The organism is Nostoc sp. JL33 (assembly GCF_017114985.1).
Taxonomy (GTDB): Bacteria; Cyanobacteriota; Cyanobacteriia; order Cyanobacteriales; family Nostocaceae; genus Nostoc.
The window spans coordinates 1-13,566 of the sequence record NZ_JABXKP010000087.1; the positions used below are offsets into that span (position 1 = coordinate 1).

Annotated in this window: 10 protein-coding genes; 4 read left to right on the plus strand and 6 right to left on the minus strand. The window is 43.4% G+C overall.

Going from position 1 to position 13,566, the window contains the following annotated elements; genetic code table 11:
* Window positions 1-409 precede the first annotated feature (409 nt).
* The 3 genes from HWQ23_RS25440 (at window position 410) to HWQ23_RS25450 (ending at window position 5,386) form a co-directional block, all read left to right on the plus strand.
* Window positions 410-4,180: a chemotaxis protein CheB gene (locus HWQ23_RS25440; RefSeq protein WP_292834535.1), complete on the plus strand. Its 3,771-nt coding sequence runs from the start codon at window positions 410-412 to the stop codon at window positions 4,178-4,180.
* Window positions 4,181-4,196: 16 nt separating this feature from the next.
* A complete protein-coding gene (locus HWQ23_RS25445) occupies window positions 4,197-4,640 on the plus strand; it encodes a response regulator (RefSeq protein WP_292834538.1) in 444 nt (147 codons plus the stop codon).
* A 524-nt stretch (window positions 4,641-5,164) separates the two neighbouring features.
* A complete protein-coding gene (locus tag HWQ23_RS25450; RefSeq protein ID WP_292834722.1) occupies window positions 5,165-5,386 on the plus strand; it encodes a ferredoxin-thioredoxin reductase variable chain in 222 nt (73 codons plus the stop codon).
* A gap of 5 nt (window positions 5,387-5,391) precedes the next feature.
* Here the strand turns inward: HWQ23_RS25450 and HWQ23_RS25455 are convergent, their stop codons facing one another.
* The 6 genes from HWQ23_RS25455 to HWQ23_RS25480 form a co-directional block, all read right to left on the minus strand.
* Complete coding sequence (locus tag HWQ23_RS25455) at window positions 5,392-5,613, minus strand: hypothetical protein (RefSeq protein WP_292834541.1); 222 nt, start codon at window positions 5,611-5,613, stop codon at window positions 5,392-5,394.
* A gap of 129 nt (window positions 5,614-5,742) precedes the next feature.
* Entirely contained in the window at window positions 5,743-6,531 is a 789-nt protein-coding gene (locus tag HWQ23_RS25460; RefSeq protein WP_292834543.1) for a YdcF family protein, read from the minus strand.
* A 107-nt stretch (window positions 6,532-6,638) separates the two neighbouring features.
* Window positions 6,639-7,151, minus strand: a complete 513-nt coding sequence (locus HWQ23_RS25465) for a hypothetical protein (RefSeq protein ID WP_292834546.1) — start codon at window positions 7,149-7,151, stop codon at window positions 6,639-6,641.
* A gap of 12 nt (window positions 7,152-7,163) precedes the next feature.
* Window positions 7,164-8,708: a bifunctional aminoglycoside phosphotransferase/ATP-binding protein gene (locus tag HWQ23_RS25470; RefSeq protein ID WP_292834549.1), complete on the minus strand. Its 1,545-nt coding sequence runs from the start codon at window positions 8,706-8,708 to the stop codon at window positions 7,164-7,166.
* Between the two features lie 82 nt (window positions 8,709-8,790).
* Window positions 8,791-9,390: a 50S ribosomal protein L25/general stress protein Ctc gene (locus HWQ23_RS25475; protein WP_292834552.1), complete on the minus strand. Its 600-nt coding sequence runs from the start codon at window positions 9,388-9,390 to the stop codon at window positions 8,791-8,793.
* Window positions 9,391-9,487: 97 nt separating this feature from the next.
* The gene (locus HWQ23_RS25480; RefSeq protein WP_292834555.1) at window positions 9,488-10,831 is read right to left on the minus strand and encodes an adenylosuccinate synthase; all 1,344 of its coding nucleotides are present in this window, start codon (window positions 10,829-10,831) and stop codon (window positions 9,488-9,490) included.
* A 571-nt stretch (window positions 10,832-11,402) separates the two neighbouring features.
* On the opposite strand from HWQ23_RS25480, the gene HWQ23_RS25485 reads away from it, so the two are divergent.
* Entirely contained in the window at window positions 11,403-13,241 is a 1,839-nt protein-coding gene (locus HWQ23_RS25485; RefSeq protein WP_292834558.1) for a CHASE3 domain-containing protein, read from the plus strand.
* The last annotated feature ends 325 nt before the right edge of the window (window positions 13,242-13,566 follow it).

The window sequence follows — 13,566 nt, forward strand, 5'->3', positions numbered from 1 at the left end:
AAACTTACCGAGTTTGCTTCCCTCTATTATATGTAGCTTCATATTAAATTGGTATAAGAGTATTACAAGGGACTTCCAGCACAAGAAAGATGGATATTAACCTCGTCATTAATGCGATTACCGCTTCGCTAGAACTGGCTCTGCTAAAGTATTTGCAATGATTTTACCCTTTATAATCACAAAAGTAGGACTTTGTCAATGTACAAGTCCTAAAAATTTATATTTATCAAATTACGCTCAGGCAAAAATTCAAAAATTAGAACTGTCTGCAATTTGAGAGATTTATTAAACTTGAAAAACCTTGTTTAATAGTTGCTACCTCACCTCTTACAAATACAACTTAATTAAATAAATTAGCCTCAAATACAAACCTTAGCTGCCAAAACATTGCGGTGCTAAACTTCATCCTATGACATCTAATCAACCCTCTGAGCAAGTTGTATCTGAATCTACCGCTAATGAAGCGTTTGAGGTAGAGCAGCAAGACAATACAGATAGTTTATTTCCCATTGTTGGCATTGCCGCCTCTGCTGGTGGATTAGAAGCATTTACACAGGTACTCAAACATTTGCTTACCGATACAGGGATGGCATTTGTGCTGATTCAACATTTAGACCCTAAGCACAAGAGTCTGTTGAGCGAGATTCTGGGAAGAACAACTAAAATGCCTGTCACTGAAGTGCAAGACGGCGTGACTGTAGAACCTAACCAGGTCTACGTTATTCCGCCTAACACTAAGATGATCTTATTTAATGGGGTGTTGCAACTCACGCCGCGAGAGAAAGTTGATGGTAAATATATGCCTGGTGATGCGTTCTTTACTTCCTTGGCAACAGATCGAGGGCGCAAAGCGATCGCAGTGGTTCTATCTGGGGCGGATGGAGACGGTTCACTGGGGCTGAAGGCAATCAAGGCAGCCGGAGGCGTGACTTTTGCTCAGTGTGAAGACACGGCAAAATTCGATAGTATGCCTAATACTGCTGTTGCCACAGGGAATGTCGATTTTGTGCTGCCGCCTCAAAAAATCGCAGAGGAACTGGTAAACCTCAGTCGCAATGCTTTTCTTTGTGGCTCATTGCCGCTGCTCAGTGTTGAGAAATTGCCCGAACAGGGAGATGCCCTGGCAACTATTTTTGTATTATTGCGATCGCAAACTGGCGTTGACTTCAGCCACTACAAGCCCAACACCCTTGATCGCCGAATCCAGCGCCGAATGCTGTTGTATAAACTAGAACGCTTGGAGGATTATGCCCAGTATTTGCAAGAGAATTCGGCTGAAGTCAAGGCGCTCTATGAAGAAATTTTGATCCACGTCACCCATTTTTTCCGCGATCCCGAAGCATTTCAACTGTTGAAAGAGCGAGTCTTTCCCACTATCATGCAAAACAAGTCGGCAGCGTTGCCGATTCGGATTTGGGTAGCAGGGTGTTCGACGGGCGAAGAAGTGTATTCCATCGCTATCTCCTTGCTGGAGTTTTTGTTGGATAAAGTAACCCAGCCGCCGATCCAGATTTTTGCCACAGACATCAGCGACATGGCAATTGAAAAAGCCAGATCAGGCATTTATGCAGAGAATCAAATGGTGGAAGTCTCACCAGAGCGCCGCCGCAGATTTTTTAATGCCCTTGAGGGCGGTAAATATCAAATTAACAAAGCTGTCCGCGAACTATGTGTGTTTGCTCGACAAGACTTGGGCAGTGACCCCCCTTTTTCCAACTTAGATTTAATTAGCTGCCGGAATGTACTGATTTACTTAGACGCTACGTTGCAAAAACGGATATTGCCCATCTTTCATTACAGTCTCAACCCGACTGGCTTTCTGCTACTAGGAACTTCAGAAAGCACAGGTAAATATTGGGACTGGTTTACTCTGATTGATAAAAACTATAAAATTTATGCCAAGAAACTAACTTCAGTTCGTCCAACTTTTTCGTTCGTTACCAGCAATTATCCGATAGTAAAAGTGGACGAACCAAAGCCGAGCAATGAGAATCCATCAGATGAGTTGGATTTAGAGAGAAAAACTGACCAACTAATCTTGAATCGCTATGCCCCCGTGGGTGTGGTGATCAACGACAAGATGGACGTGCTGCAATTTCGGGGAGAAATCGATCTTTACCTAAAACTTGCACCTGGGAAACCGAGTCTTAACTTATTCCAAATGGTGCGCCAAGGCTTGCTCATCGAGCTACGGGCGACAATTTATCAGGCACAACGGCAAAAAATTCTAGTTAGAAAGCAAGGGTTACGGATTGAAGAGGGCGATCTTTCCAGAATCATCAATCTTGAGGTGATTCCATTCAAACCTGCGACTAAGGAAGAATTCTACTTTCTGGTTTTATTTGAAGAAGCCCCACCCACAGTTAGCAACCTCAGTCCGGTAAATTCTGAAAGCTCAGAGCCGGGAGATATAGAGCGTGAGATTGTTCGGCTCAGGCAGGAACTCGCAACCGCCCAGCAAGAGCGAACTGCTACTCAAGAGTATCTGCAAGCGGTGATCCAAGAGCAAGAAGACATCAATCAAGACCTGAAAGTTGCCAATGAAGAAATCCTCTCCAGCAATGAAGAGTTACAAAGCACCAATGAGGAGCTAGAAACTGCCAAAGAAGAGATTCAAGCAACCAACGAAGAACTCAACACAACTAATGAAGAACTTCGTAGTCGAAATCTGGAATTACACCAAGTTAACAACGATCTCACCAATTTGCTTGCGAGTATCAATATTCCGATTTTGATATTGACTTTGGACTTACGGGTTCGACGTTTTACGCCAATGGCGCAGCGGCTTTTCAATTTAATTCCCGCCGATGCTGGACGACCCTTGAGTGACATCAGAGCGAATCTCGATCTTCCTGACTTAGAAACTCTAATTTTGGAGGTACTTGACACACTCGGTATCAAAGAATTAGAAGTCCAAACTCTGGAGGGACATTGGTACAACCTCCGCATCCGTCCTTATCGCACCACAGAAAACAAGATTGACGGTATAGTGTTGGTGTTAATAGATATTGATGTTCTCAAACGCAGTGCAGCAACCTTAGAACAAGCCCGGAATTACGCTGAAGCGATTGTGGAGACGGTACAAGTGCCGTTAATCGTGCTTGATTCTGATTTCCGGGTGAACAAAGCCAATCGCTCGTTTTATGAAACATTTCAGGTTTCACCATCAGAGACAGCGCAATCTCTGATTTTTGAACTAGGGAATGGTCAGTGGAACCTGCGCGGACTACAACAGATATTAGAAGACATTCTGGTTAACGATACCACTGTTCAAAACTTGGAGGTGGAGCATCGTTTTGAGCGGATTGGGAAGAAAATCATGCTGCTCAATGGCTGGAAAATTATTCAACAGGGAGATGCCGAAAGGATTTTGCTGGCGATTGAAGATATTAGCGATCGCAAACAGTTTGAGTTAGAGCGATCCAAGCTTCTAGCACAGGAGCAGTCAGCCCGTCAACAGGCCCAAATTGCCAACCGAGCCAAAGATGAATTCCTGTCGAATCTCTCCCATGAACTTCGTAACCCGCTCAATACTATACTGGGCTGGGCGCAACTTTTCCGCAGCCGCGATTTAGATTCTTCAGCAGTAACTCGTGCCTGGGAAGTGGTGGAGCGGAGTGCTAAACTGCAAGCTAAATTAATCGATGATCTGCTGGATGTCTCACGGATTACGAGTAGAAAGCTTCATTTAAATACTCGTGTACTCGATCTAGTTTCAGTAGTGGATGCCGCCATTAAGTCTATAGAATTTTCCGCAGAGGCGAAAAGCATTCAAATTGTTTTACAGTTGAACTCGGCGACAGTTGTCGGAGATTTTGATCGCTTACAGCAAGTTCTGTGGAATTTACTTTCTAACGCGATTAAGTTCACTCCACCCGATGGGCGAGTGGGAATTATGCTCGAAGCTGTAGATAGTCACGCCCAAATTCGAGTCAGCGACACAGGAATTGGCATCCGGGCAGACTTGCTGCCCTATGTTTTTGATCGCTTCCGCCAAGGAGATTCCAGCAGCAGCAAAACAACTCAGGGACTTGGATTGGGCTTGTCAATTGTCCGTGATCTGATAGAACTTCACGGTGGAACAGTTCAAGCACAAAGTCCAGGCGAGGGAAAAGGAACCACGATCACCATCAGGCTGCCTCTGCGCTCAATGCCACCGAAGATTACACGGCTAACTTAATTTAGAGCCGAGCGTTTTGTGGGAGACTCTGGACACATTAAATGGTAAGACTCAATCCCTTATCCTTGAAGGATTATGCATCTTAGCTGTAGATGATCAAGCGGACAGCCGCGATTTAATCAAGTGGATGTTAGAAGACTTTGGGGCTGAAGTAGTGGTTGTTACATCGGCAAAAGAAGCGATCGCGGCTTTAACTGAATCTCCTGGCAAATATGATCTGCTTCTAGCAGATATTGGGATGCCAGAGGAAGATGGTTTCTCCCTGATTCGTCAGGTTAGAGAGCTTGAGGCTGAAGTTGGGGGACAAATTCCAGCAGCAGCAATCACTGCCTATGCTACCGAGCAAGAGCGGCAAAAGGCGATTGATGCTGGTTTCCAAATGCATCTAGCTAAACCGATTGATCTGACTCAATTGGTATTGGTGATTGCAAATTTGAGTGGACGAGCCACAGATGAATGAGTGCTATTTTTGAGCTGGGGGAGATGGGGCGGTGAAGAGGAGATTATATAGAGCAAAAATATATACTTATAAGAGCGCATCTGCTATGCACGAAAATTGGTGAAAGAGTTGACCTGGGGAACATCCGAGAGTGAAGATAAAAGGGTTAGATATCTTGTCACAGTACTAAGCACATCTGATATCGGCTTATTTCCTTTCATTTCCCTACTTTTGGGGTAAAGAGGAAGGATAGGGGCGATACTTATTAACGCGGCAAAAAACTTAAATAAGTACGCACGGATTGCTAAGACGTGCGGCAGTCGCTACAACGGGGAGCCACCCCCTTGCGGAGGTTCCCTCCGTTGGGGGGAGTGGCGTGGGAACCCCCCCAACGCGCTGCCTTGCCTGGACGCAGAGGGTTAAATGCGCCGTTGCACCCCGATGAAGCGTCAAGAAATAGCTGATTAAATCAAATTCAAGCGATTTAATTATATATTTTGTAGCAGATAGTTGTGGAAAAGAAAATGCTAGGTGTAAATGTTGTTATGAAAGTTGGCGATCGCGTCCGCGTTAAAGAGTCGGTAGTAGTGTATCATCATCCTGAACATCGAAATCTGCCTTTTGACATCAAAGGCACTGAAGGCGATGTAGTAGGTATTGCCACCCAATGGCGAGACAGACCTGTAAGCGCTAATTTCCCGCTTGTAGTCCAGTTTAGTAAAAAGTTTAAAGCCCATTTACGTGAAAATGAATTAGAAGTCATCTAAATCACTCATCGGCGGCGAAACCACTGAAAAATATTCAGTTCGCCGCGCATTCTTTTAAGGTCTTGGCGGTTCTGTTCTGCTATTGTATAATACCATTCACAATAACGCTGATACTCTGACCGTGACCGAACTTCGTGGTAGAACTGGTGGGTTGTTTGGTGAGCGGCAAAAGCTTCCTCAACTTGGGGTTGAGGGGATGGCATAATATAAGGTAAATTTTTAGACATAAAGTTAAGAGTGGGGAGTGGGGAGTGGGGAGTGGGGAGTGGGGAGTTTTCAATTGAGGGAATTACCGCACTTTATAATTAATAACTCATAACTCCTAACTCCTAACTTTCTAACAACTCCTAACTTGATTAAAGCCAACCGCGTAAGCGATAGATAAAAGAACCAATGTACTCTTTTAAAGCGCTGGTAAATTGGTGTAAGTTGTCGGTATCAGGTAATAAATTCAGTATAGCGGCTTTGGGCGTGCTGCCGAGTTCTTGCAAATCACGCTCACTAACCAGAAAATCAGTCGGTGCAGGAATGGCATAAATTCCTTGACGCTGGAAAATCTGAAGCGATCGCGGCATATGCATTGCAGAAGTAACTAATAATACCTGACGAATGCCACGCAATGACAAAATTTTTCGGACATTCACTGCATTTTGATAAGTATTCAGAGATTCAGATTCTTGGACAATCGCCTCAGATGGAATACCAATAGATGTAAGTATTGTTGCCATATCTGCCGACTCTGGTGAACCACCTCCACGCCAATCAATGCGACCTCCGCTGAGAATGATTATAGGCGCTTTTTTTTGGCGATATAGTTGTGCGGCATAAATCACGCGGTCGCCTGCTTCACTCAAATCTACAGTAGGTCTTGGGGGAAAAGCTGATTTAGTTGCGCCACCTAAAACCACAATTGCTTCTGCGACTGGTATTTGGGCGGGTGGAATTTGCCTTTCTAGCGATCGCACTAATGATTTAGCGATCCAAGCATTACTACAAAATAGCAATAAAGCTAGGGCAAAAGCAATTGCGATCGCCGCAGTGCGCGGTCGTTTCCACAACGTCACCAATGCTACTAGCAAGCTTACGCAGGCTAGTCCTAGTGGATAAAAAAATAGTGGCAGTAACTTGGATAGATATAAAAACATAGTGGGGAGTAAGAATTTTAAATTTTAGATTTTGGATTAAAGAATTGAAACTTAATCCAAAATCTAAAATCTAAAATCCAAAATTGAATTGGCCAATGCCCCAATTATTACTTTTCCCAAAACCTGAAATTGATAGTACTTCCAGGAGCGCGACGGTAACGGCGGCCGGCTCTTCTTGATTGCCGTTTGTTCATCCTCTCGTTTGTTGGTTCAACTTCCTCTTCGCCCTCTTCTGGTTCTTCAACTTGCAACTGAGTTCTAGTTGGTTCCTTACTTCCCCACCAAGCAGTAATCCAGCCTCCAGCTAAAGCCCCTATTCCACCTAGCAAGATACTCATGGGTGCTGGATACCCTAAATATACAAAGCCAAGCATGAAAAATAACCAATATTTCAATCCTGTATCGACACCATCAGAGGATGCTACAGTTGGAGCCTCAGTGCTATTATTGGTTACATTTGTGATCCAGCTTAAGATGAAACCACCAGTGATACCTAAGAAGATGCTCAGGGCTGGTGCAGAGCCGGTCATTATTAATATAAATATTAAAAATGCTCCAAATAAGAGCTGAGAAAAGAAACTGGGAGAAATACTAAAAAAGTCGTTCTTTTTGTCTGCCATAGAGTAAAAAAGCTATTGGGGAATTACTGCTTTTAATTGTGCCTGTTGTGGTTGAGTTGTATCTAAAATTTTTACGTAGGATTGTTCTTCTTCAGTGAAAGGTTCAGCTTGTTTGATTTGTGAGGCTAATAAATCGGCGGTAGCATCAGCGATATCACCAGTGCGATTGTTCAAACGCTCTTTTAGAACTTCAAGAGGTGCTGTGCATTGGATAATCTGAAGCGGAAGTTGGTGCTTTGTAGCTTGAGCGATCGCATCTTGCCGTAACTGCTGTCTATCATACTTGGCATCCAAAATCACCGAAAAACCTTGATTAGCCAGTATAATTCCCAATTCCAACAGCCGTGTGTAAGTTTTCTCGGTCATCTCTGGTGTATACAAATCATCGCCACCCTTTTCCCACAGAGGAATTCCTCCTAGATGTTTCCGCACCGCATCCGAACGAAGGTGAATCGCCCCCAGTTGACGAGCTAAATACCGTGCTGTGGTACTTTTACCAGAACCCGACAAACCGGACATCAAAATTAGTTGTCCCAGCTTTGGTTTAGTGTAGTCCCAAGCCTGTTTGTAATAATCAGCTGCGGTTTTTGCCGCCTCTTCCTTTACCGTTGCGGGTACATTCGGATCGTCTAGCAAAAATGAATTTACTTTTGCCCGGACATAAGCCTGACGACTTAAATACAAAGGCAATACCTGTAAGCCTTCCCAATCTCCAGTTTGCTCGACGTAGGCATTCAAAAACGCATTACCCAAGTCTTGACGTTGCCGCGCCTCTAAATCCATCACGGTGAACGCTACATCGTACATCACATCGACAAAGCGAAACGGCTCGTTAAACTCAATGCAATCAAACAGCAGGATTTTGTCGTGCCACAGTGCAATATTTCTCAGGTGTAAATCCCCGTGACATTCACGAATATAATCGTTATGAATTCTGTTAGCAAATAATTCTGGACGTTCTACAAAAAAGTTATCTGTATATTGCTTTGTTTCTAGAAATTGCGCCTGCGTCTGAGGGCCACCAATATACTTCTCAGCTTGCTGATAATTCTCATCAATTGCAACCCGAACTTCTGGCACTTCACCAAAACTGCGAATATAATCATTCGTCTGTGCTTCGGCATGGTATTGAGCCACCACCCGTCCTAACTCTTCTAGGTGTGTTTCATTTAAGTTACCCTGTTCAAAAAGTGTACTTAATAGAGACTCTTGAGGAAACTGGCGCATCTTCAGCACGTATTCTACAGCCTCAGTCTTTCCCCCTAACTGATATTGCTCTCCTACCAAAGTTATGGGCAAAACTTCTAAATACAATTCACCAGCACCCCGTTGATTTAACCGTAACTCTTCCTGACAAAAATGCTGCCGCTTCTCTAAGGTGGAAAAGTCCAAAAAGCCAAAATTCACAGGTTTTTTCAACTTATAGGCATAATCCCCAGTTAACAGTACATAAGAAATGTGGGTTTGAATTAGTTGAATAGGTTCTGTTACCGTATGGGGATAAAATCCAGGCTGCAACATTTGCTGAATTAAAGCTGGAAGAGTTACTTCTGTCATCTCTTTTCTTTCTTCTCTAAATACAAAAAAACCAGGAGTTCTCCCCTGGCATGATCAAGAATTATTACACAGTTTATCTAGCTTAAGTAACTGCTTCAGCTTCTGGCTCAATATCCTCAGCGCTGATTTGCGGCGGCAAAACGCTAACAATAAGTCGCTCTGGTTCAGCTAGAGGTGTTACACCTTCAGGAAAAACTATATCACTAATACTTAAGCTGTCTCCCATTTGCAGGTTAGTGACATCGATTTCAATTACCTCTGGGATATTTTCTGGCGCACAACTCACTTGCAATTCAGTGATTACGGTGTCTAACACACCACCATCTTGTTTAACACCAATAGCAGTTCCCACAAAACGGAACCGAACTTCTACAGTGGTGTCACCGTGGCCCGCAACCGCGAAAAAGCTGAGATGGTAAGGCGTACCTTTTGCTGGATGGATCTGAAGTTCCCGCAGCAGGGCTTTGCCGCGCCAAGGTATATCAGTCACGTTTAAATCAATCAAAGTGTTGTTGACTGAAGCTCTTTTGAGCAAGCGCTCAACAGTTTTGGCCTCAATAGTCAAAGAAATAGACTCTGTACCCTTGTGACCGTACAAATTGGCAGGTATCAGTCCAGAACGACGCAAAGCTCTAGGCTTGCTGCCTTCTGGGCGTTTTTGAGATTCGACTGTAATAGCCATAGAAGTTGTCCTTTGTCATTTGTCAGTTGTCAGTTGTCATTTGTCCTTTGTCCTTTGTCATTTGCTAATGACCAATGACTAATAACTAATGACTAATTTACGCACTAAGTAAGGTAGCAGGTGTACCGTCGGGGTGCAATAAAGCGCGTTTGGGGCCGTGGATGGGGTCTTCTACAATTATGGTTTGATCGCGGCTTGCTCCTAGTGAGACGATCGCGATCGGGACTTCCATCAATTCGGCTAAGAATTTTAGATAGTCCAGGGCTTGCTGTGGTAACTCTTCTAGGGTGCGGCAGTGAGTTGTTGACACTTGCCATCCTGGTAAGGTTTTGTAGATGGGGCGACATCTGGCAAATTTACGGGAACTGGTGGGGAAATATTCGGTGCGATCGCCATCTATGTCATAGGCGACACAAACTTGGATTGACTCTAATTCATCGAGGACATCCAGTTTGGTGAGCGCCATACAATCCATGCCGTTAATCCGCACCGCATAGCGACCGATGACCGCATCAAACCAGCCGCAACGCCGTTTGCGACCGGTGGTTGTGCCAAATTCGGCACCGCGATCGCACAACAATTCTCCCAACTCTCCATCCAATTCCGTGGGAAATGGCCCCTCTCCCACCCGCGTTGTATAGGCTTTCGACACCCCAATTACCCGGTCAATCATTGTCGGCCCTACCCCTGTACCAACGCAAGCCCCGCCCGCCACAGGGTTAGAGGAGGTAACATAGGGATAAGTTCCGTGATCTAGGTCAAGGAGCGTACCTTGTGCGCCTTCAAACAAAATATTGCGCCGTCGCCCAATCGCATCGGATATTTTGTACGATGTATCAACAACGTAAGGCCGCAAGCGTTCTGCATACCCCAAATACTGTTCAATCACCTCTTCTGGATCTAGAGGCGGCAAGTTGTAAAGCTTTTCTAAAATGACGTTTTTATAATTAATCGTCCACTCCAACTGCTCACGTAGCCCATCCGGGTCCATCAAATCTAAAACCCGAATGCCTATACGTTCAGATTTGTCAGCATAAGTCGGCCCAATGCCCCGCCCTGTTGTGCCGATCTTATGGCTTCCACGTCGTTCTTCAGATGCCTGGTCAATCAACCGATGATAAGGCATCGTTACGTGGGCTGTCTCAGATATCAGCAGGTGGTCAGTGGAAATATTTAATTCTTTTAGTTGGTCGAGTTCTGCGATCAAAATCTGTGGATCGATCACTGTTCCACACCCGATTATGCAATCGGTATTTGGATACAAAATACCAGAGGGAATCAAGTGCAGCTTAAGGGTCTGACCTTTGACTACAATCGTGTGTCCAGCATTGACACCCCCTTGGTAACGTACCACAACATCTGCCGAACGGCTGAGTAAGTCAGTTATTTTACCTTTTCCTTCATCGCCCCATTGGGCACCTATGACAATGACGTTAGCCAAGAGCTTATTTTAAGAAGTAAAGTTTCCACAAACTATAATTTTTAACATATTCTTTGAATCATGTCAAGCTAATTCTAGAACAATCTAGCTGTTTTCAACAAAGACCAATTTTATCAACTCTGTCGGCATAAGAGTCCCCCACTAGTACGCCACGGCGTAAATAGAGCAACCATTTCAAATCCCTCTGATAGCTTATTCCATAATACTTTTGAATGCGTGACTTCCGCCTTGCGGTACTAGCTTGTCTGGAGTAGATATATTATCTGGCTTTGTTTTGGATTTACGGATAATGCGGGGTTAATTAAAATTCCAAACATAGAGACTTTGCAATGCAATATCTCTAAAAACATTATGGATAGGCAACTGATCTTATCCAACTGCATTCGCTATACTTACTACTAAAAATGAATTTATATTAAAAATTAGCGGATTTATTTGTGAATCTTATGTATAAATTATCATTCCCAAAAATCCAGATATTTACAACTTTAACAGATTGTATTTTGCTACCCGTGTTATCAAAATTCTTAAAATATTCTCAGTATTTGTTTTTAATCTTTAATCTTAACTGATGGAGGTCATCTGCGGCAGAAAGGGCGATCGCATGATCGAAAAATGGTATCGAGTCCCAAAGCTGAAAGCAATATTCCTCCTAGCATTGGCAGTTGTATTTACTAGTGCTGTAGTCTCATATAGCAACACTGTTAATTTGATTCACAACCAGGAATGGGTGAGATACTCCTACGAAGTTGTTACCCAGCTTGAAAGTATCCAACTTACACTCAAAGATGCTGAAACTGCACAACGTAATTATTTAATTACAGTAGATGCAGATGATTTACAAACCTATATTGCAGCTGATCAACAAACTAATAATAATATTCAGATTCTCAGCAAGTTAATTGCTAAGAACCATCAAAAGCAGCAGTGGATTTCTTTGCTGGAGCCGAAAATTACCAACAGCCTCAAAATGCTGCAACAAGAAATTTCCCTCAGAGAAAACCAGGGATTAGAAGTAGTTCGGCAGCAAATCTTATCTGATAAAGATAAGCAAATTGGCAAAGAGATCCAACATCTGATTCACGACTCTTTAAAGGTGGAGCAAAATTTATTACAGCAGGTAATGCAGGAATCACAAGCAAGTTCCCAAAAGGCGATAGTTACATTTTTTATCGCTGCTATTGTGGGTTTGGTGCTGGTGACTTTGCTGTATGATTTCTTGTGGCGTTATATCAGGCAACTTCAGCAGACGGAACTAGCTCTACGCCAAAGCGAAAATCGTTTACGAGCCATGATAGATGCAGAACCAGAATGCATCAAGTTAATTGCCAGGGATGGCACCCTTTTAGAAATTAATGCCTATGGGCTGGCAATAATGGAAGTGGAAAGTGCTGATGTTTTGATTGGTAAACCAGTTGATGCCCTAATTGTACCAGAGTATAGAGCAGCCTTTGCCGAATTGCATAAAAGTATCTGCCAAGGTAACAAGGGGACTTTGGAGTTTGAAATCGTTGGATTTAAAGGTACTCGCCGCTACATGCAAACTCATGCCGTACCACTGCGTAACGAATCTGATCAGACGTTCATCCATTTGGCACTGATGCGAGATATAACCCAGCAAAAACAACTAGAAGCTCAACTTTTGCGATCGCAACGTTTGCAGAGTATCGGCACTTTAGCTTCTGGTATCGCCCATGATCTCAACAATATATTATCTCCAATTTTAATGTCAGTTCAACTGTTGCAGAAGAAATTGCCTGATCAGCAGAGTCAGCAAATACTGCAAACTTTAGAAAATAATGTTAAACGCGGTGCTAATTTGCTCAAGCAAGTTTTGTGCTTTGCACGGGGCGTTGAAGGCAAACGGACGATTTTGCAAATTCAGCCTTTGATGGTAGAAATTGAGCAAATTATCGCTCAAACATTCCCCAAAAGCATCATCTGTCAGATAGATATCCCCAAAAAACTATGGTACGTCTGTGCAGACACAACTCAACTACATCAGGTGCTGATAAATTTAGTAGTCAACGCCCGCGACGCTATGCCCAATGGCGGTATTTTAAGGATTGCGGCGGAAAATGTGGTGATTGGTGAACATTCTGCCCAAATAAATATTGATGCCAAAGTGGGTTCTTATATTGCGATCGTGGTGACGGATACTGGTATGGGGATGTCTTCGTTAGTCCAGCAACGGATTTTTGAACCATTTTTCACTACCAAAGAGGTAGGCAAAGGTACAGGTTTAGGACTTTCTACGGCGTTGGATATTATTAAAAATCACGGTGGTTTTGTGAATGTTTACAGTCAGGTAGGCAGAGGCACTCAATTTACAATGTACTTGCCTGCCTCAACATCTAAAGACGCACATTCACTGTCTCCAGAACTGGAATCAGTTATAGGAGATGGCTAATTGATTTTGGTGGTGAAAGTATCACAGACTACAAAAAATCCTATCAACCAAAACTTTCTGTCCACGTTGGAAATTGGTTCAGAACTTACGCAAAATACCTCTCAAACTCTTATTCCTCCGTGTTCTCTGTGCCTCTGTGGTTCGATTTTCCCTTACCTGTGCGTAAGTCCTATGGTTAATAGAAATAAAAAATATTAGTTAATATGATATGCCGTTATCACTATTGTCTTATCTGGACTATATACAGACTCGACTCTTGGGTATTCGTTATGAATCCACCATACTTTTATTCTATTAGACTGTGCAGGTGCGCTACCTGAGATTG

Excerpts from the sequence above, each read along its gene's own strand:
- HWQ23_RS25450 (WP_292834722.1), top strand. The coding sequence starts at position 5,165 with ATGAAAGTTGGCGATCGCGTCCGCGTTAAAGAGTCGGTAGTAGTGTAT.
- HWQ23_RS25440 (WP_292834535.1), top strand. The coding sequence starts at position 410 with ATGACATCTAATCAACCCTCTGAGCAAGTTGTATCTGAATCTACCGCT.
- HWQ23_RS25465 (WP_292834546.1), bottom strand. The coding sequence starts at position 7,151 with ATGGCAGACAAAAAGAACGACTTTTTTAGTATTTCTCCCAGTTTCTTT.
- HWQ23_RS25455 (WP_292834541.1), bottom strand. The coding sequence starts at position 5,613 with ATGTCTAAAAATTTACCTTATATTATGCCATCCCCTCAACCCCAAGTT.
- HWQ23_RS25475 (WP_292834552.1), bottom strand. The coding sequence starts at position 9,390 with ATGGCTATTACAGTCGAATCTCAAAAACGCCCAGAAGGCAGCAAGCCT.
- HWQ23_RS25485 (WP_292834558.1), top strand. The coding sequence starts at position 11,403 with ATGGAGGTCATCTGCGGCAGAAAGGGCGATCGCATGATCGAAAAATGG.
- HWQ23_RS25460 (WP_292834543.1), bottom strand. The coding sequence starts at position 6,531 with ATGTTTTTATATCTATCCAAGTTACTGCCACTATTTTTTTATCCACTA.
- HWQ23_RS25470 (WP_292834549.1), bottom strand. The coding sequence starts at position 8,708 with ATGACAGAAGTAACTCTTCCAGCTTTAATTCAGCAAATGTTGCAGCCT.